Source organism: Azospirillum agricola (genome assembly GCF_017876095.1).
In the GTDB taxonomy this organism is placed as follows: domain Bacteria; phylum Pseudomonadota; class Alphaproteobacteria; order Azospirillales; family Azospirillaceae; genus Azospirillum; species Azospirillum agricola.
In genome coordinates this window covers 23,735-45,647 of sequence record NZ_JAGINM010000004.1, presented here as the reverse complement: position 1 = coordinate 45,647, position 21,913 = coordinate 23,735, and the positions used below count along the sequence as shown (strand labels likewise).

Annotated in this window: 22 protein-coding genes and 1 tRNA gene; 11 read left to right on the top strand and 12 right to left on the bottom strand. The window is 71.0% G+C overall.

All coding sequences use genetic code 11. The features are described 5' to 3' along the window. Positions 1–39: 39 nt before the first annotated feature. Entirely contained in the window at positions 40–795 is a 756-nt protein-coding gene (locus tag J2847_RS34785; protein ID WP_209778116.1) for a FadR/GntR family transcriptional regulator, read from the bottom strand. 197 nt (positions 796–992) lie between these two features. After that, a complete protein-coding gene (locus J2847_RS06600) occupies positions 993–1,664 on the bottom strand; it encodes an MBT domain-containing protein (RefSeq protein WP_209778114.1) in 672 nt (223 codons plus the stop codon). Between the two features lie 106 nt (positions 1,665–1,770). On the opposite strand from J2847_RS06600, the gene J2847_RS06595 reads away from it, so the two are divergent. The 5 genes from J2847_RS06595 (at position 1,771) to J2847_RS06575 (ending at position 8,254) form a co-directional block, all read left to right on the top strand. Next, a complete protein-coding gene (locus J2847_RS06595) occupies positions 1,771–2,688 on the top strand; it encodes an N-formylglutamate amidohydrolase (protein WP_209778113.1) in 918 nt (305 codons plus the stop codon). 4 nt (positions 2,689–2,692) lie between these two features. After that, positions 2,693–3,844, top strand: coding sequence for a carboxylate-amine ligase (locus tag J2847_RS06590; RefSeq protein ID WP_209778111.1), 1,152 nt, complete (start codon positions 2,693–2,695; stop codon positions 3,842–3,844). A gap of 180 nt (positions 3,845–4,024) precedes the next feature. Beyond that, positions 4,025–5,350, top strand: a complete 1,326-nt coding sequence (locus tag J2847_RS06585; protein ID WP_209778110.1) for an O-acetylhomoserine aminocarboxypropyltransferase — start codon at positions 4,025–4,027, stop codon at positions 5,348–5,350. An 8-nt stretch (positions 5,351–5,358) separates the two neighbouring features. After that, positions 5,359–6,162 carry an alpha/beta fold hydrolase gene (locus J2847_RS06580; protein WP_209778108.1) on the top strand — a complete coding sequence of 268 codons (804 nt, stop codon included), beginning with the start codon at positions 5,359–5,361 and terminating at the stop codon, positions 6,160–6,162. Between the two features lie 163 nt (positions 6,163–6,325). Next, the gene (locus tag J2847_RS06575; protein ID WP_325169339.1) at positions 6,326–8,254 is read left to right on the top strand and encodes a sensor histidine kinase; all 1,929 of its coding nucleotides are present in this window, start codon (positions 6,326–6,328) and stop codon (positions 8,252–8,254) included. Between the two features lie 91 nt (positions 8,255–8,345). On the opposite strand, the gene J2847_RS06570 is transcribed toward J2847_RS06575, so the two are convergent. Beyond that, on the bottom strand, positions 8,346–8,834 hold the full coding sequence (locus J2847_RS06570; RefSeq protein ID WP_209778106.1) for an Hsp20 family protein: 489 nt from the start codon (positions 8,832–8,834) through the stop codon (positions 8,346–8,348). 269 nt (positions 8,835–9,103) lie between these two features. Here J2847_RS06570 and J2847_RS06565 point away from each other — a divergent pair, with 269 nt between their 5' ends. Beyond that, a complete protein-coding gene (locus J2847_RS06565; protein WP_209778556.1) occupies positions 9,104–9,535 on the top strand; it encodes a DUF1465 family protein in 432 nt (143 codons plus the stop codon). 85 nt (positions 9,536–9,620) lie between these two features. Here J2847_RS06565 and rpmE read toward each other — a convergent pair whose 3' ends face one another. Beyond that, the gene (gene rpmE, locus J2847_RS06560) at positions 9,621–9,845 is read right to left on the bottom strand and encodes a 50S ribosomal protein L31 (protein ID WP_085555105.1); all 225 of its coding nucleotides are present in this window, start codon (positions 9,843–9,845) and stop codon (positions 9,621–9,623) included. A 198-nt stretch (positions 9,846–10,043) separates the two neighbouring features. Between rpmE and J2847_RS06555 the strand changes: the two genes are divergently transcribed. Next, positions 10,044–11,855 carry an ABC transporter transmembrane domain-containing protein gene (locus J2847_RS06555; protein WP_325169338.1) on the top strand — a complete coding sequence of 604 codons (1,812 nt, stop codon included), beginning with the start codon at positions 10,044–10,046 and terminating at the stop codon, positions 11,853–11,855. A gap of 25 nt (positions 11,856–11,880) precedes the next feature. On the opposite strand, the gene J2847_RS06550 is transcribed toward J2847_RS06555, so the two are convergent. Next, positions 11,881–12,765, bottom strand: coding sequence for an NAD(P)-dependent oxidoreductase (locus J2847_RS06550; RefSeq protein WP_209778104.1), 885 nt, complete (start codon positions 12,763–12,765; stop codon positions 11,881–11,883). Between the two features lie 201 nt (positions 12,766–12,966). Between J2847_RS06550 and J2847_RS06545 the strand changes: the two genes are divergently transcribed. Further along, on the top strand, positions 12,967–13,200 hold the full coding sequence (locus J2847_RS06545; RefSeq protein WP_085555102.1) for an SMc00767 family acetate metabolism repressor: 234 nt from the start codon (positions 12,967–12,969) through the stop codon (positions 13,198–13,200). 123 nt (positions 13,201–13,323) lie between these two features. Next, positions 13,324–13,560, top strand: coding sequence for a hypothetical protein (locus tag J2847_RS06540; protein WP_209778102.1), 237 nt, complete (start codon positions 13,324–13,326; stop codon positions 13,558–13,560). On the opposite strand, the gene J2847_RS06535 is transcribed toward J2847_RS06540, so the two are convergent. The 6 genes from J2847_RS06535 to J2847_RS06510 all read right to left on the bottom strand — a co-directional run bounded on the left by J2847_RS06535 (position 13,544) and on the right by J2847_RS06510 (position 19,614). After that, positions 13,544–15,709 carry a hybrid sensor histidine kinase/response regulator gene (locus J2847_RS06535; RefSeq protein ID WP_209778101.1) on the bottom strand — a complete coding sequence of 722 codons (2,166 nt, stop codon included), beginning with the start codon at positions 15,707–15,709 and terminating at the stop codon, positions 13,544–13,546. The genes J2847_RS06540 and J2847_RS06535 overlap by 17 nt on opposite strands. Before the next feature lie 144 nt (positions 15,710–15,853). Continuing rightward, the gene (locus J2847_RS06530; protein WP_209778099.1) at positions 15,854–16,588 is read right to left on the bottom strand and encodes a TorD/DmsD family molecular chaperone; all 735 of its coding nucleotides are present in this window, start codon (positions 16,586–16,588) and stop codon (positions 15,854–15,856) included. A 285-nt stretch (positions 16,589–16,873) separates the two neighbouring features. Continuing rightward, the gene (locus tag J2847_RS06525; RefSeq protein WP_209778097.1) at positions 16,874–17,665 is read right to left on the bottom strand and encodes a sulfite exporter TauE/SafE family protein; all 792 of its coding nucleotides are present in this window, start codon (positions 17,663–17,665) and stop codon (positions 16,874–16,876) included. Positions 17,666–17,744: 79 nt separating this feature from the next. Further along, a complete protein-coding gene (locus J2847_RS06520) occupies positions 17,745–18,608 on the bottom strand; it encodes a S49 family peptidase (RefSeq protein WP_209778095.1) in 864 nt (287 codons plus the stop codon). Positions 18,609–18,640: 32 nt separating this feature from the next. Next, on the bottom strand, positions 18,641–19,411 hold the full coding sequence (locus J2847_RS06515) for a tRNA1(Val) (adenine(37)-N6)-methyltransferase (protein ID WP_325169337.1): 771 nt from the start codon (positions 19,409–19,411) through the stop codon (positions 18,641–18,643). Then, complete coding sequence (locus tag J2847_RS06510) at positions 19,408–19,614, bottom strand: putative signal transducing protein (protein ID WP_209778094.1); 207 nt, start codon at positions 19,612–19,614, stop codon at positions 19,408–19,410. Before J2847_RS06510 ends, J2847_RS06515 begins: the two co-directional genes overlap by 4 nt. A 100-nt stretch (positions 19,615–19,714) precedes the next feature. Here J2847_RS06510 and J2847_RS06505 point away from each other — a divergent pair, with 100 nt between their 5' ends. Continuing rightward, positions 19,715–20,731 carry a polyprenyl synthetase family protein gene (locus J2847_RS06505; RefSeq protein WP_085557209.1) on the top strand — a complete coding sequence of 339 codons (1,017 nt, stop codon included), beginning with the start codon at positions 19,715–19,717 and terminating at the stop codon, positions 20,729–20,731. Positions 20,732–20,842: 111 nt separating this feature from the next. After that, positions 20,843–20,919, top strand: a tRNA-Pro gene (locus J2847_RS06500). A gap of 99 nt (positions 20,920–21,018) precedes the next feature. On the opposite strand, the gene J2847_RS06495 is transcribed toward J2847_RS06500, so the two are convergent. Then, positions 21,019–21,879 (bottom strand): hypothetical protein, encoded by an 861-nt coding sequence (locus J2847_RS06495; protein WP_209778092.1) that lies wholly within the window; start codon positions 21,877–21,879, stop codon positions 21,019–21,021. Between the last annotated feature and the right edge of the window lie 34 nt (positions 21,880–21,913).

The following is a 21,913-nucleotide window of genomic DNA, read 5'->3' as shown; positions in this document are numbered from 1 at the left end:
TGCGGGAACGCCGCGCCGGCCGGCCCGGATGCCGGCGGATCAGCCGGCGCCGGGTGCCGGGAGATTGTCGGCCCCCGGGCCGCCGGTCATCGCGTGGTAGCGGGCGAGCACCCAGCCGAGATGGGCGGTGACGGCCGCCGCCGCGGCCTCGGCGTCGCGGCGGGCGATGGCGTCGTGGATGGCGCGGTGATGGTCGATCATCAGCGCCTCGTGGTTCTCCATGTAGGGCTCGGTGTGGTTCAGCTCGACCATGTTGCCGAGGATGTCGCGGATGGTGGAGAGCAGGTGCAGATAGACCGGGCTGCCCGATGCCTGGGCGACCGCGAGGTGGAAGTCCATGTCGTCGGCGGCGCGGCCGCCGTCGCCGCCGGTCTCGCCCATCGCCGCCAGGATGCGGCCGATGTTGGCGATCTGCTCCGGCGTCGCGCGCTCGGCGGCGCGGCGCGCGGCCCAGCTTTCCAGCGCCATCCGCATCTCGACGAGGTCGCAGAGATTGTCGTGCTTGCTGCGCACCATGGTGGTCAGCGCACCGTCCATCACACCGGCCGACGAGACCACCCGCGTGCCGCCGCCCTGGACGGCGGTCAGGAAGCCCTGCGTCTTCAGCTTTTGCAGTGCCGCGCGCACCGAGACGCGGCTGACATGGAGCTGCTCGGCCAGTTGGCGCTCGCCGGGCAGGCGCTCGCCCGGCACCAGCTCGCCGCGCGCGATGCGGTCGAGAAGCTGCTGCGCCACCCATTCCGAAATGCGCTGCGAGGAGGAGGGGACGTGAGCGCTGTCGTCGGTGCCGGGCACGGAATCATCCCTCTACTTCATAAGCCGGAGACGGTACCCGTAGCGGTCCGCAGGGGCGGGGTCAACCGTTGAACCGGAAGACCTCGGTCGCCGATTCGCCGGGATCCGAGGGCCGCCGTACGGGCCGTCGGCATGCCCGGTGGATCGTTCGGGCATCGGCCGGAGGGAGGTCTCCAGCGGGTTCGACGGCCGCGGCGTCAGCGCGGCCGGATGCGCTGGAGCGACACGGCCTCGTCGTCCTCGCTGCCGTACTCGTCGTAATGGATGGGGCATCGGCCGTCGCCGCGGAGGGGGCCCTTGACCGTCGCCGGGTACCAGTCTCCCTTCCACTGCACCTCGACCCGCATGCCGCGGCGGCAGAGCGACCGGTCGTCCGGGGCGGCCGGCACCGACATCGGGCCGCCGGTCATGGCGGCGGGCGGCGCGGCGGCGAGCGCCGGGGCGGTGGCGGCCGGCGGCTGGTCGCAGAAGGCGGTGCAGACCTTTTGGGCGATCACCTGACCGCCGCAGACGCTGCCGAAGCAATCGCGGTAGTCGGCGTCGCACCGCTGCTCGCAACTGTTGGCGCCGCAGGCGTAGGTGTTCTCGAAGCTGCTGATGCTCCGCTTGATCGGTTTCTTTTCCGCCGTCTGCCGCTCCACATAAGCTTGGTATTCGTAGAGGGCGCGGGAACGGGCCTCGTTCAGGCAGGACTGCTGGCCGATGGTGCAGGTCTGGCGGCAGATGCTGCGGTTCTGCTGGCACTGGCTGACGCAGTTCCGCCCCTCGATCGAGGTCGGCGGGATCAGGCTGTACTGGGTGTCGTAGATGGGGCCGCAGGCGGTGAGCAGCGCCAGAAGACCAAGGCACAGAAGCAGCAGGCGGCGCATCGAGGGAGGACTCCCGAAGGTGTGGGACGACAGTAGCAGCTCGCCGTCCGGCCTACCACCTTTGCCCGCGCTTCCGCTCCCGTTGCGGGTTGCGCTAGGCTGGGGCATGGCTTCCTCCTTCCCTCACGGGGCCGAGGCCGGGCAGGATCCCGCCAGCCCCGGCACCACCCCTGGCCCCGCCGCCCACGCCCATCCGGTGACGGCGCCGACCCCGCCGCGCGCCGCGCCGCCGCCGCCGCTGCTCGGTCCCGGCGATCCGCCGCCGGCGACCGTGCTCAACGCCGACGCGCGCGGGCCGCTCCTGCTGGTCTGCGACCACGCCTCGCGCGCCATTCCGCGGGCGCTCGGCGATCTCGGGCTGCCGGAGGAACAGCTCTGCCGCCACATCGCCTACGACATCGGCGCGGCGGAACTGACCCGGCGGCTGGCGGAGCGCTTTGCGGCGATGGCGGTGCTGTCGGGCTATTCGCGGCTGGTCGTTGATCCCAACCGGCATCTGGAGGACGCCACCGCGATTCCGGTGGTCAGCGACGACGTGGTGATCCCCGGCAACCGCGCGCTCGACGCCGCGGCGCAGGCCCGGCGGATCGACGCCATCTTCCGGCCCTACCACGACGCCGTGGCCGCCGCCGTGTCGACGATCCGGGAGCGCGGGCAGGTGCCGGTGCTGCTGTCGGTCCACAGCTTCACGCCGGCGATGCGCGGCGTCGCCCGGCCCTGGCACATCGGCGTGCTGTGGGACCGCGACCCGCGCCTGCCGCTGCCGCTGCTCGAGGCCCTGCGCGCCGACGGGCGCTGGGTGGTCGGCGACAACGAGCCCTATTCCGGCCGCGGCACGCTGGGCGGAACGGTGGAGACGCACGCGACCCCGGCCGGCTACCCCAACGCGCTGCTGGAGGTGCGGCAGGATCTGATCGCCACCCCGGAGGGCGTCGATCTGTGGGCGCGGATCCTCGGCGACGCGCTGGAGCCGCTGCTGTCGCTGCCGTCCCTCGCCTCGATCCGTCATTACCCGCGGGCCTGACCAGATGGAACCGTCCTTCACCCTGGGGCTGGAAGAAGAGTATCTGCTGGTCGACCGGCGCACGCGCGACATCGTGCCCAGCCCGCCGGACGAGATGCTGGAAGCCTGCCAGGAGCAGGCCCCCGGCCGCATCCATCCCGAATTCCTGCGCTGCCAGATCGAGGTCGGCACCCCGGTCTGCGCCACCCTGGCGGAGGCACGGTCCGAACTGGCGGCGCTGCGCGCCACGGTGGCCGGGGTGGCCGGCCGGCATGGTCTGGCGCCGATCGCCGCCTCGACCCACCCCTTCGCCGCCTGGGAGCCGCAGAAGCACACCAACCGCGACCGCTACAACATGCTGGCGCGCGACCTCGGCGCCCCGGCGCGGCGGCTGATGATCTGCGGCATGCACGTCCACATCGGCATCGAGGACGACGACCTGCGCGTCGACCTGATGAACCAGGTCCGCTACTTCCTGCCGCATCTGCTGGCGCTGTCGACCTCCTCCCCCTTCTGGCGCGGGCGCGACATGGAGCGGCGCTCCTACCGGCTGTCGGTGTGGCACGAACTGCCGCGCACCGGCATGCCGGCCGGCTTCCAGAGCTACGGCGAGTACCAGAGCCACGTCGCGGCGCTGGTGAACGCCGGGGTCATCGAGGACGCCAGCAAGCTGTGGTGGGACATCCGGCCCTCGTCGCGCTTTCCGACGCTGGAGATGCGGATCACCGACATCTGCACCCGGCTGGACGACGCGGTGACGGTGGCGGCGCTCTACCGCTGCCTGCTGCGCATGCTGTGGCGGCTGAAGCTGCGCAACGCGACGTGGCGGCCCTACAAGAACATGCTGATCGAGGAGAACCGCTGGCGGGCGCAGCGCTACGGGCTCGACAGCGGGCTGGTCGATTTCGGCCAGGGACGCATCGTGCCGTACCCCGACCTGCTGGAGGAGATCATCGACCTGACCCGCGAGGATGCCGAGCATTTCGGCTGCGTCGCCGAGGTCGGGCGGGCGCGGGACATCCTGGCGCGCGGCACCAGCGCCCATCGGCAGATCGCCACCTACCGCGCCGCCCTGGAGGCCGGCGCCACCGAGGCCGAGGCCTTGCAGAGCGTCGTCGACTGGCTGGTCGAGGAGACGATGGTCGGGATCGACGCGGGGGTGGGGCAGCCCTCCTGACGCGTCTCCGGCCGCCGCGCCGCTCGCTTCGCTTGACGCGCGCGTCATGTCTCCATACGCTCCCGCACCGTCAACACCGTCCAAAGCGGGTTGAACAGGGCAGGCAAACAAGAAGAGGGCCGCTCATCGCAAGCGGCCCTCATTTGTTTGGCCCAATCGACGAAGGGGAGGGGAGCGAGCATGGCCGACGCCAAGTTCCTGAAATTCGACACGCAGAGCCTGCACGCCGGACAACGGCCCGATCCCGCCACCGGGGCACGGGCGGTGCCGATCCATCTGACCACCTCCTACGTCTTCCAGGACGTCGATCACGCCGCCGCCCTGTTCAACCTGGAGCGGCCCGGCCACATCTACTCGCGCATCTCCAACCCCACCGTCGCGGTGCTGGAGGAGCGGCTGGCGACGCTGGAGGGCGGGGTCGGCGCCGTCTGCACGGCGAGCGGCCAGGCGGCGCTCACGCTCGCCATCATGACGCTGATGGACGCGGGCGGGCACATCGTCGCCTCCTCCTCGATCTACGGCGGCAGCCGCAACCTGCTGGCCTACACGCTGCCGCGCTTCGGCATCACCACCACCTTCGTCAGTCCGCGCGATCTCGACGGCATCCGCGCGGCGATCCGCCCGGAGACCCGGCTGGTCTTCGGCGAGGTGCTGGGCAACCCGGGGCTGGAGGTGCTGGACGTCCCGGCCGTCGCCGCCATCGCGCACGATGCCGGGGTGCCGCTGCTGATCGATTCGACCTTCACCACCCCCTATCTCTGCCAGCCCCTGAAGCATGGCGCCGATCTGGTCATGCATTCCTGCACCAAGTGGCTGGGCGGCCATGGCGTCGCCATCGGCGGCGTGATCGTCGACGGCGGCACCTTCGACTGGGAGGCGTCGGGCAAGTTCCCGACCCTGACCGAGCCCTACGCCGGCTATCACGGCATCGACTTCGCCGAGGAATACGGCCCGTCCGCCTTCGTCATGCGGGCCCGCGCCGAAGGCTTGCGCGATTTCGGCGCCTGCCTCAGCCCGATGAACGCCTTCCAGATCCTCCAGGGCGTCGAGACGCTGCCGCTGCGCATGAAGGGCCACATCCACAACGCCCGCAAGGTGGTCGGCTTCCTGGAGACGGAGCTGGCTTCGGAGAAGGGCTCCGTCGCCTGGGTGTCCTACCCGGAGCTGGTCGATCACCCCGACCACGCGCTCGCGGCACGGCTGCTGCCCAAGGGGGCCGGCTCGATGATCGCCTTCGGCATCCGCGGCCATGGCTCCGGGGGCGGGCGCGAGGCCGGGCGGCGCTTCATCGAGGCGCTGACGCTCTTCTCCCACCTCGCCAATGTCGGCGACGCCAAGTCGCTGGTCATCCACCCGGCCAGCACCACCCACGCCCAGCTCGACGCGGCGGCGCTCGCGGCGTCGGGCGTCGGCGAGGACATGATCCGCATGTCCATCGGGCTGGAGGATTGCGACGACCTGATCGACGACCTGAAACAGGCGCTGCGCGCCGCCACCAAGGGCTGAGCCGGACCATGGAGCTGACCGTCAACGGACATTCCGTCTTCGCCCACACCGGCGGGCGTTCCTTCGATCCGGCGCGCCCGGCGGTGGTGCTGATCCACGGCGCCGGCATGGACCACACGGTGTGGAGCCTGCAAAGCCGCTTCCTCGCCCATCACGGGCGCTCGGTGCTGGCGGTCGATCTGCCGGGCCATGGCCGGTCCGGCGGCGAGGCGCTGGGCGGCATCGCCGAACTGGCCGACTGGCTGCCGGCCCTGCTCGACGCCGCCGGGGTGTCGAAGGCGGCGCTGGTCGGCCATTCGATGGGCGCCCTGGTGGCGCTCGACGCCGCCGCCCGCCACGCCGACCGGGTCGAGTCGGTCGCCCTGCTCGGCGTCGCCGAGCGCATGCCGGTCCATCCCGACCTGCTGGCGGCGGCCTCCGCCGGGGAGCCGTCGGCGGTCGAGCTGGTGATCGGCTGGGGCCATGGCCCGCGCGGCCACACCGGCGGCAACCCGACGCCGGGTCTGGCGCTGATCCCCGGAAGCCGCCGCCTGATGGGGAGCGTGACCCCCGGCGTGCTCGGCGTCGATCTCGCCGCCTGCAATGCTTACGTGCAGGGTTCGGAGGCGGCGGAGCGGCTGTCCTGCCCGTCTCTGTTCCTGTTGGGCGCCCTCGACCGCATGACGCCGGCCAAGGCCGGCCGGTCACTGGCTTCCCGCGTCAAGTCGTCACAAGTCGTCACCATTCCGGCCGTAGGTCACATGGTGATGACCGAAGCACCCGATGCGACGATCGACGCGCTGACACCTTTCCTCGGGTTGCGGCGGGGGTGACCGTTTTTTCCGTGAGCGGGAATGTCAGCGGTGACATAAACCGTTAATCTTTGCCGGGTTAGTCTGGACATGGCTCTCCCGGGGCCGTTCCGGACCATCGGGACGGCGGTGCGGCGCCGGGCAGGGCGGGGCTTCCAGACGTTGCCAACCCGGAGTGCGTGTCGTGCAAGTCAACGAGCAATCGGTTCGCGCCCTGATGCGCAACGCCCGTGACGTGGCGGCCGTGGTGTCGCCCGCCGGGGTCGTGCTCTACGCCAGCGATGCGGCGATGCGGGTGCTCGGCTATCCGGCGGACCGGCTGGTCGGCACCTCCCTGATCGATCACGCCCATCCCGACGACCGGGCCGAGGTGCTGCGCCGGATGACGGCGCGGCTGGAAGGGCCGGCCGGCAGCTCCGGCAGCGCCGTCTTCCGTTTCCGCCACGCCGACGGCCGCTGGCTGTGGGTCGAGGCCGTCGGCTACAACCAGCTCGACGAGCCGGCGATCCGTGGTCTGGTGCTCAACGTCCGCGACGTCACCGAGCAGCTCGAGACCGCAGACCGGCTGCGCGCCAGCGAGGCCCGCTACCAGACCTTGGCGGAGTCGGCCCCGGTCGGCATCTTCCAGACCGACGCGGCCGGCGGCATCGTCTTCGCCAACGCCCGCTTCGTCTCCATCACCGGCCTGACGCCAAACGGCGTGCTGGGCGACGGCTGGCTGTCCGCCGTCCATTCCGACGACCGGGCGCTGGTCGAGGCCGACTGGCGGCGCGGCCTGACCGGGCAGGGGGCCGAGGGGGGGGAAGGGGGCGGGGCGCTTGCGACGCTTCTTCTGGATTTCCGCTTCCACGACCCCCGCGCGGCGGTCGACATGCCGGTCCTCTGCCAGCGGGTCCGGCTGGGGGACGGCAGCGGCTTCATCGGCACCGTCACCGACGTCAGCGAGTATGTCCGCACCGCCAACGCCCTGCTGGTATCGGAGGCGCGGACCAAGGCCATCCTCGACGCCGCCGCCGACGCCATCCTGACCATGGACGAGAACGGCATCGTCCGCAGCTTCAACCGGGCGGCGGAGGAGATGTTCGGCGTGCCGGCGGCCGACATGCTGTGGCGGCCGCTCGACGCGCTGATGCCGGCGGTGCATCTGCTGGAGGAGGATGGGCAGCGCGCCGCCTTCGCGCCCGGCCAGACCACGGCGGTGATCGCGCGGGCGCGCTGCGTCACGGTCCAGCGCGCCGACGGCACCCCCTTCCCGGTCGAGCTGTCGGTCAGCGCCAGCGAGATCGACGGCCGCCGCCTCTACACCGGCATCATCCGCGACGTGACCGAGCGCCGCCGGATCGAGGCCGAGATCATCGCCGCCAAGGAGACGGCGGAGGCGGCCGACCGTGCCAAGTCGGTCTTCGTCGCGACGATGAGCCACGAGCTGCGCACCCCGCTGAACGCGGTGATCGGCTTCGCGCAGCTGATGGAGATGCGGCTGCGCGATCCGGCCTCGCTCGACCGCTGCATCGAATACACCAGCTCGATCCGCCAGTCGGGCGAACAGCTGCTGGCGATCATCGACGACATCCTGGACATGGCGCGGGTCGAGGCCGGCGGGCTGGTGCTGGCGGCGGGGCCGGTCGACCTTTCGGCCCTGGTGGCCCAAACGGTGGCGCAGATGGAGTTCCAGGCGGCGCGGGTGTCCGTCGCGGTGGAGCAGCGCTGCGACGGCGACCTGCCGCCGATCCGCGGCGACGAGCGGCGCCTGCGCCAAGCCTTGTGCAACCTGCTGTCCAACGCCATCAAGTTCAGCCATCCCGACGGGGTCGTGACGGTGGCGGCCGGCCTCGCGGCGGATGGCGGGGTGGAGCTGGTGGTGCGCGACCATGGCATCGGGCTGGAGCCCGGCGATATTCCCAAGGCGTTGGCGGCCTTCGTCCAGCTCGACCAGTCGATGACCCGGCGCTACGAGGGGCTGGGGCTGGGGTTGCCGCTGAGCCAGCGCCTGATCGAGGCGCATGGCGGCACGCTGACGCTCGAAAGCCGTCCGGGCGAGGGCTGCACCGCGACCATCCGTCTGCCGGCCTCGCGGATCATGACGCTGGAGGAACTGCTGGCCGGGGGGTGAGCGCGGTTCGGCTGGTTCTTGCGAATGCAAAAAGCGGCGCCCCGGTGATCCGGGGCGCCGTTGCTGTGTCGGCAAACCGTGTGAGCGTGCGTTACGCCGCCTGCTGGGTCAGCGCCGGAGCCGCCTCGTTCGCCTCGATCCGGGCCGGCGCGGCCTGGGCCGTGTCGATGCGGATGGTGCGCGGCTTCATCGTTTCGGGTACCTCGCGCGCCAGCTCGATGTGCAGGAGGCCGTTCAGAAGCGACGCGCTCGACACTTTGATGAAGTCGGCGAGCTGGAAGCGGCGCTCGAACGCGCGCCCGGCGATACCCCGGTAGAGGAATTGGCCGGCCGCCTCCTCCTTCTTAGCTTTCCCAGTAACGGTCAACGAGTTCTGGTGGGCGGTGATGGTGAGGTCGTCCAGGCCGAAACCGGCGACGGCCATCGTGATCCGGTACGAATCCTCGCCCATCTTCTCGATGTTGTAGGGCGGGTAGGACGCGGCGGCCTCGTCGCCGGTGGTCGCGGTCTCCAGAAGACGCGACAGGCGGTCGAAACCGACGGTGGAACGGAACAGCGGCGAAAGGTCGTAGCTGCGCATGACATATCCTCCGAAAGAGCGATACAGCGTGTGGGAACCACCAAAATGGTCGGGTCCCGTTGCGAAATACGGTGGACCCCGTATGGGCGCCCGCCGATGAGCGAGAGATAGGATCCCGCTTTTGGGGTTCAAGAGGGGGGCGAAAAATGCCGAACGGTCCGTCCGGGGATGTGGGCGGGGTTGTGAGGCGTCGGTTGCCCACCCATTCTTAAACAGTCGCGGCGAGGCTCGCGCGTGAGCCGGGCGTCCGCAGGAGGGGTACGGCTGTGATGGTTTCGCACACCTTCTTCTTCAATGGTCCGTACGACGAGACCATGGCGCTTCTGATCGAGGCCCGGAACTACATCGCCTATTACGATGTGTCGGAGCATCGGAAGCTGTCGCCCCAGGTGCGGTTGCAGATTTCCTACGAGTCGATGCGGGTGACCAGCCGGCTGACCCAGGTGATGGCGTGGCTGCTGGCGCAGAAGGCCGTGCACGCCGGGGAAATCACGCGGGAGCAGGCGGCGGGCGGCGATTTCTCGCTGACCGGCGGCGAGATCTGCTCCGACCCGTCCGGCCCGGAGAACGAGGAGCTGCCGGCCGGGCTGCGCAGCCTGCTGGAACGCAGCCACAATCTCTACATGCGGATCGACCGCCTGGACAGCATGCTGCGCGCCGACGTGCAGCGGGCCGCCGAGGCGGAGGCCGCGGTCGGCTGAACCGCCTCCGGCTTGGACAGGCGGCTCGAACACGAAAAGGGCGCCCGACGGATTCGGGCGCCCTTTTCGTGTGCGTCGAACAAGCTTACTTCTTGAGGCCGAAACCGGCGAAGCGCTTGTTGAACTTGGCGATCTGCCCGCCGGTGTCCAGCAGCTTCTGGACGCCGGTCCAGGCCGGGTGCGACTTCGGGTCGATGTCGAGGCGCAGCGTGTCGCCCGGCTTGCCCATGGTCGAACGGGTCTTGAACGAGGTGCCGTCGGTCATGACGACGTTGATCTCGTGGTAATCGGGGTGAATGTCAGTCTTCATGGCCGGGTTTCCTGCTAAACGAGCGCGGTCTATAGCAAAACGGCCCTGCCGATGCAACCCCGATCCGCCGCGGTTTCGCGCGCGCGGCCGGGCGTTTCGGCGCGCCTTGGCTTGTTGGGGGATACACCCCTTGCTATATGCCAGCGGTCCGCGTCCATGCCGCGCGTCGCTTCCTCCCATCGCCCTACGGGAAATCCGGTGTCTCGTCGATCCTCCTCCGCCGCGAACGGCGACACGCAAGACGCCCCGGCCGATGGCCGCCGGCGCGATCTCGGTCCTTTGCGCCGGCTGATCCCCTTCCTGCTGCCCTACAAATGGCGGATCGCCGGGGCGCTGCTGGCGCTGACGGTCGCCGCCGGCACCGTGCTGGGCATGGGGCAGGGCATGCGGGTGCTGGTCGACCAGGGCTTCGCGGCCGGCGACACGACGCTGCTCGACCGCGCGCTGCTGGTGCTGCTGGGCGTCATCGCGCTGATGGCGGCGGCCACCTACAGCCGCTTCTATCTGGTGAGCTGGATCGGCGAGCGGGTGGTCGCCGACATCCGGCGCGCGGTCTACGACCATGTGCTGACGCTGTCGCCCGGCTTCTTCGAGACGACCAAGACCGGCGAGATCCTGTCGCGCCTGACCACCGACACCACGCTGTTGCAGGTGGTGGTGGGCTCCTCGGCCTCGATCGCGCTGCGCAACCTGCTGATGTTCCTGGGCGGCACCGGCATGCTGCTGATCACCTCGCCCAAGCTGACCGGGCTGGTGGCGCTGGTGGTGCCGCTGGTGGTGGCGCCGATCGTGCTGTTCGGGCGCCGGGTCCGCAAGCTGTCGCGCGACAGCCAGGACCGCATCGCCGACGTCGGTTCCTTCGTCGAGGAGACGCTGGCGGCGATCCGCACCGTCCAGGCCTACACCCACGAGGCGATCGACCGCGGCCTGTTCGGCCGGCGGGTCGAGGAGGCGTTCGACGTCGCCATCCACCGCGTGCGGGTGCGGGCGCTGATGACGGTGATCGTCATCGTGCTGGTGTTCGGCGCGGTCGGCATCATTCTGTGGATCGGCGGGCACGACGTGGTGTCGGGACGGCTGACGCCCGGCGAACTGTCCGCCTTCGTCATCTACTCGGTGGTCGTCGCCGGCTCGGTCGGCGCCATCAGCGAGGTGATCGGCGACCTCCAGCGCGCCGCCGGGGCCACCGAGCGGCTGTTCGGCCTGCTCGCCGTCGAGTCGGAGATCCGTCCGCCCGCCGCCCCGCTGGCCCTGCCGTCCCCGGCCAGGGGCGCGCTGTCCTTCGAGTCGGTGCGCTTCCACTACCCGTCGCGCCCCGACTGGGCGGCGCTGGAGGAGTTCTCGCTGGACGTCCGTCCGGGCGAGCGGGTGGCGCTGGTCGGCCCGTCCGGCGCCGGCAAATCCACGGTGTTCCAGCTTCTGCTGCGCTTCTACGACCCGCAGGCCGGGGCGGTCCGGCTCGACGGGGTGGACGTCCGCGCCGCCGATCCGGTGGAGGTGCGGCGGCGCCTGGGCCTCGTGGCGCAGGATCCGGTGATCTTCTCGGCCAACGCCTGGGAGAACATCCGCTACGGCCGCCCCGACGCGAGCGACGCCGAGGTGCGCGCGGCGGCGCAGGCGGCGCACGCGCTGGAGTTCCTCGACGCGCTGCCCGAGGGGTTCGACACCTTCCTCGGCGAGAAGGGCGTGCGGCTGTCGGGCGGCCAGCGCCAGCGGCTGGCCATCGCGCGGGCGATCCTGCGCGACCCGCCGGTGCTGCTGCTCGACGAGGCGACCAGCGCGCTCGACGCCGAGAGCGAGCGCATGGTGCAGGACGCGCTCGACCGGCTGATGACCGGGCGCACCACGCTGATCGTGGCGCACCGTCTGGCGACCGTGCTGAACGCCGACCGCATCGTCGTCATGGACCAGGGCCGCGTCGTCGAGACCGGCACCCACGCGCAGCTGGTGGCCCAGGGCGGGCTCTACGCCCGCCTCGCCGCCCTGCAATTCGACCGGGCGGAGGCGTGAGCCTCCGCAACGCCCTTCCGTCTCCTTACCCCTTGGCGGTCAGCCGCTTCATCAGGCTCGACGTGTCCAGCCGGTTGCCGCCCATGGCCTGGACGTCGGCGTAGAACTGGTCGACCACGGCCGTCACCGGCAGTGTGGCCCCGTTGCGCCGCGCCTCGTCCAGCACGATGCCCAGATCCTTGCGCATCCAGTCCACCGCGAAGCCGAAGTCGAACTTGCCGTCGAGCATGGTGTGGCCGCGATTTTCCATCTGCCAGGACTGGGCGGCGCCCTTGGAGATCACGTCGACGACCTTGTGCCCGTCGAGCCCGGCGCGCTGCGCGAAGCTCAACCCCTCGGCCAGCGCCTGGACCAGCCCGGCGATGCAGATCTGGTTGACCATCTTGGTGAGCTGTCCCGCCCCCGACGGCCCCATATGGACGACCGAGCGGCCGAAGGCGGCCATCAGCGGCTGCGCGCGGGCGAAGGCGTCGGCGTCGCCGCCGACCATGACGGTCAGGATGCCCTTCTCGGCCCCGGCCTGACCACCCGACACGGGCGCGTCGAGGAAGGAGACCCGACGGGCGGAGGCCAGCGCGTCCATCTCGCGCGACACGGCGGCGGAGACGGTGGAGTGGTCGGCGATGACGGCGCCGGGGGCCAGCGCGCCCAGCGCCTTGGCGGTCACCTCGCGAACGTCGTCGTCGCCGCCGACGCACAGGAACACGGTGTCGGCCCCGGCGACCGCCTCCTCCACCGTGGGGGCGCTGCGGCCGCCATGGGCGGCGACCCAGGCCTCGGCCTTGGCGGCGGTGCGGTTGTAGACGGTGACGGCGTGGCCGGCCCTGGCGAGATGGCCGGCCATGGGGAAGCCCATGGTGCCCAGGCCGAGGAAGGCGACGTTGCGCGGTGCGGTGGCGGAATCGGACATGATGCTTCGGCTCGTCTCGGTGGTGAGGTGTTTGATTCTTTCGCCGACAGGGTAGGGCGGCGGCGCTCCTGGATCAAATCCGGACTGCGCCAAAGGTCGCAAGCGGTTGGCGTGTCGGGATGTTTGTCCCGGACGCGCGATGTGCTAAATCATGGGAACCGGTCGAAGACGCCGGTCGGAACCAGGGGAAGGAACCACCGTATGCCGAACAAGTCGGGATTTCAGGACGCGCCGCCGGATGACCGTTCGGAGCTGACTCCGGAACAGGAAAGCGCCATCCGCATCGTCGCCAACAACCTGCACCGCCTGAACGACGCCGTCGTCAAGGCGGTCGAGGCCGGCATCACGGTCGAGCTGATGCGCACCGCCCGTTACCACAACGAGGCCGGCAACTGGGGCGACCAGCTCACCCCGGTGATCCGTCCCGGCAAGTAACGCCGGGCGCGCTTCGCCGAACAGCGGAAAAAGGCCGCCGTCCCCATAGGACGGCGGCCTTTTTTCGTATTGCGGGATTTACGGAAGGCAGGCTGGCGGAATGGCGGGCGAGGCACAAGCTTGATGGGCACGACTCCGGTGTCCACCGCATCGCTCCACCGCATCGTCAGCGAGAGGCCCGCCATGTCCGACCCGCAGGATTCCGACAGGAACCAGCCAACCCCCCGCGACCTGAACACCATGTGGAGCCTGCACCGGCTCCAGGCGCCGACCTTCGACGACCTGACCAAGGGGCTGTGCCTGGGCCTGCTGTGGTGCATGGCGCTGTGGACGCCGATGTTCCTCAGCGCTCTGTCGTGACCGGGGCCGCCCCGGCTCCTGGGGGTGCCGGGGTTGCCAGGATCGCGCGGATCCGCGCGGCGAGCTGGTCGGGCGTGAAGGGCTTGGCGAGCACGGCGGCGGTGTCGGCGCCCATGGTGGCGAGCGATTCCGGGCTGTAGCCCGAGGCCAGCAGCACGCGCAGATGCGGCCAGCGCTCGCGGATGCGCCGGGCCAGATCGATTCCCGACACCCCGTGCGGCATGACGACGTCGGACACCACGATGTCGAAGGCCTGATCGGTCTCCAGGATCTCCAGCGCGGCGACGCCATGGTCGGCGGTCTCCACGGTGAAGCCCTCCTGAGCCAGCCCCTCGACCGTCGCCAGCAGCACCAGGGCGTTGTCCTCGACCACCAGCACCCGCGGCGGCCGGTCGGGCCGGTCGGCGGTTTCCGCCGGAAGCGGCGGCGGCGGAGCGGGCGGCGGCGACAGGGGCAGGTCGATGCGGACGCGGGTGCCCTCGCCGGGCCGGCTGTCGATGGCGACGCTGCCGCCGGACTGCCGGGCGAAACCATACACCATCGACAGGCCGAGCCCGGTGCCCTTGCCCGTCTCCTTGGTGGTGAAGAAGGGGTCGAAGGCGCGGGCCTGCACCTCCGGGGTCATGCCCGCCCCGGTGTCGGCGATCTCCAGCCGGGCGGTGAGCGGCGCCGGGCCGGGGCGCAGCGACAGGCGGACGCGGCCGCCCTGGGGCATGGCGTCGCGCGCGTTCAGGACGAGGTTGAGGACCGCCAGCTCCAACTGCACCGGATCGACGGCGATGGGCAGCGGGGTGGGCGTCAGGTCCCAGTCCAGCGCGATGTCGGCGCGGATCGAGCGCTCCAGCAGATCGCCCATCTGGCGCAGGCTGTCGGCGAAATCGACCACGGCCGGGTTGACCGCCTCCTGGCGGGAGAAGGACAGCAGTTGCCGGGTCAGCTTCTCCGCCCGCTCCAGCGCGGTGTTGGCGCCGTTCAGGAAGCGCCGCGCCTCGTCCGGCAGGTGGCGGGCCAGCAGATGCAGGTTGGCGAGCGCGGCGGTCAGCAGGTTGTTGAAGTCGTGGGCGACGCCGCCGGTCAGCTGGCCCAGCGCCTCCATCTTCTGCGACTGGCGGAGCGTCTCCTCCAGGCGCTGGCGGTTGCGCACCTCCTCGGCCCAGCGCCGCACGGCCTGCGACTCGGAGCGGGCGCGGGAGTAGGCAAGCCAGGCGAGCAGCGCCAGCGCCAGCGTCGCCGGAGCGGCGAAGGCGGCGTCGAGCGCCATGTTGCGCCACCAGATGGCGCCCACCATCGCGGAATCGATCGCGTAGACGACGTAGACCGGGAAGTCGCCGACCTTCTTGTAGGCGTAGAAGCGCTCGATCCCCTTGGAATAGCTGATGCCGGCGAAGCTCCCCTCGTCGGGCTGGCTCAGCACCGCCTTCAGCAGGCCGCGGTTCGGCGGCAGGATCACCGTCCGGTTGTCGTCGTAGGCCGGGTAGCGCAGCAGCACCTGGCCGTCGGCGCGCACCAGGCTGACCGTCTCGCCCCGGTCGGCCAGGACCCGATGGTAGAAGTGGGTGAAGTAATCCGGATTGACGGTGGCGTGGACCAGCCCGTCGAAGGCGCCATCGGTCGCGCCCAGGGCGCCGCGCCGCCGGCTGAGCCCGAAGCTGCGGCGGCCGGTGGCCTGGCTGATCATCGATTCGCCGACCAGCAGACCGGCGTCCCGTTCCTTCTGGGTGCGGAAATAGGCGCGGCCGCCGATGTAGGCGTTGCGCGTGGGAAAGCGGTTGCTGGCGGCGCGGATCACGCCGTCGGGGTCGGTGACGGCGATGACGCCGACCTGCTCCAGATCGTCGTCCAGGATTTTCAGATAGCGGTGCAGCGGCTGGGAACCGGCGATCTCGGTCCAGGCCATGCCGTCGATGCGCTCGTTCACCCGGTCGAGCACCTGCTCGATGGTGTCGAACACCTTCAGCACATGCTCGTGCAGGATCAGCGCGGTCTTGCGGCTGTTGCGCTCGGCCTCCGCCCAGGTTTCACGCTCCTCGCGCCAGCCGATGCCGGCGAACAGCACCAGCGGCAGCGACACCGACACCGCGAGCAGCAGGCGGAGAAGGCGCAGCGACCCGGTGCGGCCGGCCAGGCTGTCGAGCATGGGGAAAGGCATCACCGTCCATCGATCGGGGGGGCGGGGCGGAGCGAAGGGAATCGACGCCTCAGGCCGTCGATTCCCGCGCCACCTTGAACGACGCCTGTGGAGGGAGGCAATTCCAACTTTCCGGGGATTGCCGCCATGGCAAAGGTACAGGTGTCAGCCATCGCACCCGCAGGTGCGCGGCAGCCGGCCCTCGGCCCAGCGGCGGCGGCGGATGTCGGCGCTGTCGTCGTCGGGCGGGCGGGGCAGGCCGCAGGCCCCGGCCAGCAGGTCGCGCAGATGGTCGAGGTGGGCGGCGGTCAGGATGGCGACGCCGGCGTAGAAGGGTTCGCGGCAGCGCGTCGCCACCCGGCTGCACAGGGCTGGGATCCAGCGCAGCGGGTGCTGGTCGAGGAAGCGGGTGGCGTCGGACGCCTGCCCGCGCTCCAGCAGCGCCGCCAGCAGCGTCAGCTCGGACACGAGGTGGTCGGGCGGAAATCCCGCATCGGCGACCAGCCCGGCCTGCTGCCGCCAGCGGCGCAGCGCGGCCGCGAGGCCGGGGTCGGGCTGGCCCGCCTCGGCGGCCCAATCGCTTTCGAGCGGGCTGGCCCGGTAGGCGAGGGTGCGGTGGATCGCCGTGAAATCGGCGAGCAGCGGGGCGACGGAGTCGGGGTCGATCGGATCGGGCAGGTCGCTGACCACCTCGTCGATCAGCGCCATGGCCTGGAGCGCGTCGTCGCGGTCGAACGCGATGCCGAAGCCGCCATGCAGCGGCGCCGCGCGCAGCCCGGTCAGGAACTCCACGGTCGGATCCATGGCGTGGAAGGCGGCGAGCCGGCGCAACGCCGCGGCGGCCGGTGCGAAGGGCGCGGCGGGCGGCGGGGGGGCATGTTCCAAAAGCGATCCGTTCACGCTCTTCCTCCCGGCGGCCGGTCCGGAATGGAGCCGGTGTCGGGCCGCAATCAGAACGTCGCACGCGTGTTTCCGCGTGTTCTTCGCATCGCCTGTCCGGGTGGCGCCGGGGGGCGGCGTCCGTGGGCGATCTTCTGTTGTGTTTCTACTACCAGGACGATGAAGATTTGGTCAACTTTGCCGGAGACTGGCCCCTTCGGAAAACGGCCCACGGTTGCAGCGGAACCCCATCCCGATTCCAGGGCCGAATCCAGGGCCGGGCCATGGGCCGGGCCATGGGCAGGATCATCCGGCCGCGATCTTCAGCGCCAGCGGCACCAGCAGGATGGCGAAGGCCCGCTTCAGCAGCGGCGCCGGCAGCCGCGCGGCGAGGCGCGCGCCGAGCGGGGCGGTCAGGGCGCTGGCGGCGCCGATCTCCAGCAGGGCCGGCAGGTGCAGATAGCCGAACTGCCCGGGCAGATGCAGGCCCTCGCGCAGGCCGAGTCCGGTGTAGAGGATGGCGCCGAACAGCGTCACCGGCAGGCCGATGGCGGTCGAGGTGGCGACCGCGCGGGCCATCGCGTGGCCGCGTCCGCTGAGGAAGGGGACCATCAGCACGCCGCCGCCGGCCCCGATGAAGCTGCCCGCCACGCCGATCAACGCGCCGCCCAGCCGGTAGCCGGTCGGCGAGCCGTCCGCCGGAGTGCTGCCTTTCGCCGCACCCCCGGCGATCATCCGCCAGGCCGTGTAGAGCAGGAAGCCGCCGACCGCCAGCCGCAGGGCCGCCGCCGGCAGATGGGTGGCGACCACGCTGCCCAGCGCGACGCCGGCCAGGCTGGCGAGGATGGTGGTGCGGAAGACCCTCCAGTCGACGTTGCCGAGCCGGTGGTGCGACAGCACCGACGACACCGAGGTGACGGCGACCACCGCCATCGAGGTGGCCAGCGCGGTCAGCGGCGCGGCATCGGCCGGCACCCCCAGCCAGGGCAGCACCAGCGTCAGCAGCGGCACCGCGATCAGCGCCGTGCCCACCCCGAGCGCGCCCAGCATGAGGCCGCCCAGCGCGCCGCCGGCCAGGAAGATCAACGCACCGGTCATCACAGCCGCCCTCACCGCGTCGGGAGCGGCAGCTTAGCGGAAAATGCCGGGAGCGCCATCCATGGCGGAATTGCCCTGGCTACAGCCCCAGCCGCGCCCACAGCGCCCGGTCCTCCACCGCCGCGACGGCGGCGGCCGGCAGCGCCTCGGCCATCGCCCGCCCATCGAAGCCGGCGCGGAAGCCCAGCTTGCGCATCCAGCCGCGCTCCTCCTGCACCACGCGCAGCCGGACCTTCTCCCCGAAACGGCCGCGCAGCACGGCGCGCAGGTCGCCCAGCCCGTCGATCAGTCCCAATTCCTTCGCCCGACGCCCCGCCCAGAAGGAGCCGGAGAACAGCACCTCCTCCGGCCCGGTCAGGCGGGCGCCGCGCCGGCTGCGCACCATCGCCTTGAAGGCCTCGTGGATGTCGGCCTGGATCGATTTCAGATGGGCGACCCCATCCTCCTGCTCCGGCGAGAAGGGGTCGAGCAGCGCCTTCTTGTCGCCGGCGGTGTAGAGCCGACGCTCGATGCCGTGCCGCCCGAGCAGCTCGTGCAGGCCGAAGCCGGCGGAGACGACGCCGATCGAGCCGACGACCGAGCTTTCGTCCGCCCAGATCTCGTCGGCGGCGCAGGCCAGCCAATAGCCGCCGGAGGCCGCCGCGTCCTCGCAGAAAGCCAGCACCGGCAGCGTCTTCTCCTCGGCGAGGTCGCGGATGCGCTTGGCGATCAGCGCCGACTGCACCGGCGACCCGCCCGGCGAGTTGACGATCAGCGCCACCGCCGCCTGCCCCTTGGGCGCGAAGGCCCGTTCCAGGATCGGGGCGATTCCGGCCAGCGTCAGGCCGGGGCGGAGGGCGCCGCCCTGGCCGATGACGCCGGACAGGCGGACGACGGACACCAGCGGCCCGGCGTTGCGCCAGGGGCCGAAGGGGAGTTTCGCGAGAAGCGGTTTCAGGCTCATGCCGCGACAGATGGTGTGGCGCCGCCGCTCTGTCAAAGCTCCAGCGCGGCGGCGTCGCGCAGAATCCGCTCGGCGGCGGCGGTGTAGCGCCCGTCGGCCTCGTGGATGACGACCCCCGCGGTCAGCCGGGCCGGCGACCGCAGGCCCTTGCGGGCGGCGACCAGCACCCGCCTGGCCTCCTGCCCGGCCTTCGGCCACAGCGGCACGACGACCAGCGCGCCGAAGCGCGGGCGCAGCGCCTCCAGGATGTCGTCGAGCCGGTCGGCGCGGTGGACCAGCGTGACGGCGCCGCGCGGCTTCAGCATGGCGTCGGCGAAGCGCAGCCAGTCGGGCAGCCGGGCGTTTCCCTCGACGTTGGCGGCGGCTTTCCAGGCGTCGGGCGGGCGGCTGGCGGCGTCGGCGCGCAGATAGGGAGGATTCATCATCACCCGGTCGAAGGAACCGGGGCCCAAAATCTCCGGCGGGGCCAGCAGGTCGCCCTCGACGATGGCGACGCGGCCCTCCAGCCCGTTCAGCGCGGCGTTGCGGCGGGCGAAGCCGGCGGCGTCGGCGCGCTGTTCCAGCCCGACCACCGCCGTTTCCGGCACGCGCGCCGCGAGGCACAGGGCGGCGGCCCCGGTGCCGGTGCCGGCGTCCAGCACCCGCTCGCCGGGCCGCGCGGCGGTGACGGCGGCCAGGAACACCGGATCGATGGCGGCGCGGTAGCCGCCCTCGGGCTGGAGCAGCCGGACGCGCCCGCCCAGCAGGAAGTCGGCCGGATCGTCCGCCGGGTCGTTCGCCGGATCGTTCAGGGCATGACTCACGACTCGCCCGCCTCGCGCAGGACGCGCAGCGCCTGGACCAGATCCTCCTCGGCGACCATCAGGCGGCGGGGGATGGCGCCGATCGAGCCCTCCAGCACGCTGGTGTGGGTGTCGAGCACCACCGCCGCGATTCCGGCGTCGGCGAGCAGCGCCGTCAGCCAGGACAGCCGCACGGGATCGGTTGTGCGCAGGATTTCTCTCATCGACGTGACAAAAAGCGGGGGCTTGCGGGCTTGACCGAAGAGGCTAGGCCGTTATGCTCCCTACCGCAATTCCTGGCGTCAATCACCTGTGGAGTCGACCTTGGCGGTCGTGACCAACTTCGAGCCGAAACGGCGCAAGTCTACCCCGCTCGACGACCTGACCGCTCTGGTGGCCGAGGACCTCAGCGCCGTCAACGACATCATCCTCCAGCGCATGCAGTCGCAGGTCGAGCTGATCCCGCAGCTCGCCGGCTACCTGATCGCGGCGGGCGGCAAGCGGCTGCGCCCCGTGCTGACGCTGGCGGCGGCCAACCTGTGCGGCTACGGCGGCGAGCATCACCGGCTGCTGGCGGCGGTGGTGGAATTCATCCACAGCGCCACCCTGCTGCACGACGACGTGGTCGACGAGAGCGACCTGCGGCGCGGGCTGGCCTCGGCCAACGCGGTGTTCGGCAACAAGGCCAGCGTGCTGGTCGGCGACTTCCTCTTCTCCCGCGCCTTCGAGATGATGGTGGAGGTGAAGTCGCTCGACGTGCTGCGCATCCTGTCGGGCGCCTCGGCCATCATCGCCGAGGGCGAGGTGCTGCAACTGCGCACCACCAACGACACCGAGACCAGCGAGCAGGCCTATCTGGAGGTCATCAAGGGCAAGACGGCCGAGCTGTTCGCCGCCGCCTGCCGTGTCGGCGCCGTCGTCGCCGAGCGTCCCCAGGCCGAGGAACTGGCGCTCTACGATTACGGAATGAATCTGGGCATCGCCTTCCAGCTCGTCGACGACGTGCTGGACTATTCGGCGCTCCAGGCCAAGCTGGGCAAGACAGTCGGCGACGATTTCCGCGAGGGCAAGATCACCCTGCCGGTCGTGCTCGCCTTCCGGCGCGGCAACGACGAGGAGCGGGCCTTCTGGCGCCGCACCATGGAGGAGCTGGACCAGAAGGACGGCGACCTGGAGCGCGCGCAGGAGCTGATGGCCCGCCACAACGCGCTGAAGGACACCGTGGAGCGCGCGCGCCACTACGGATCGATCGCCCGCGACAGCCTCGGTCTGTTCGCCGACAGCCCGATCAAGCGCGCCCTGCTGGAAGTCATTGATTTCGTGATCGATCGGGATTTCTGAGGCACGCGTATTTTTTTCGCCGCGTGACGCTTTTTTGCGTTGCGCCCCTCGGCGGGACCGCCTATAAACCCGGCCACCGGCGGACGACACCAAGCCCGCCGGTGACCTGAACGGAGTGTAGCTCAGCCTGGTAGAGCACTGCTTTCGGGAGGCAGGGGCCGGAGGTTCGAATCCTCTCACTCCGACCAGCAAGGACAAGGGCTTCTGGAGAAATCCAGAAGCCCTTCGTCGTTTCCGGGCCGTGATTCCGGACGCGGGCCGGAGGCCCGTGTCGGGCGGCTGTTCCGTCAGGCCGCGGCGCGCGCCCGCATCGCCCGCAGATAGTCCCGCACGCGCGCGTCCCGCCACGCGTTGTCCATCGCCCGTCCTTCCGCCCGTGCCAGCCGGCAGGCGGCGACCGCCTCGGCGCGGCCGTCGGCTTGCGGGCGCAGATCGTCGGGCAGGCTGGCCAGCAGGGCGTCCGCCACCTCGGCCGGCGGCGCCGGCCCGTCGCGCAGCCACGCCTCGGCCTCCTGGAAGCCGTCGCGGCCCATCAGCGCGATCATGTAGTCACAGGCCGACTGGAAGGCGGGCAGCAGCCGGCCGGGACTGGCCGACACCATCGGCAGCAGCGGCGCCAGCGACGGCGCCAGATGGTTGGCGTAGACCGTGGCGCCCCAATAGAGCGCGGCGGTCTCGCGGAAATGGGCGAGGTCGCGCACCGGGACCAGGCCGGACCCGGCGATCGGCAGGATCTCGACCTTGGGCTTGGTCACGACGACCGTGTCGTTGGAGACGTCGACGTAGAGGCCGCCGAACTGGAGCGCGTTCTGGAAGTAGCGCCCGCGCAGCACGCCCCAGACGGTGCGGACCATCCCGCCGGCCGCGACGAAATCGCGGATGGCGCGGTCCATGGCGTTGGCCGGCCGCGCCACCCGCTCCGCCAGCCGCGCGAACAAGTGGTTGTTGATCTCCTCGCAGCGGCCGTAGGGGTAGGGTTGGCCGGCCGCCTTCGGCAGGCGGGGGGCCAGCGCCGCGTCGGTCTCCGCCCGCAGGGTCAGGAAGTAACGCATCAGCCGGTCGGTGCGGAAACTCAGGAAGCGGTCGGTCAACGCCACCTGCCGCGCCGTCACCGGGGCGATTTCCTGGGGCAGCAGCGGAGGCGTCATCGTTCACCGGCATCGGGGAGGGGGCGGGGCGGGT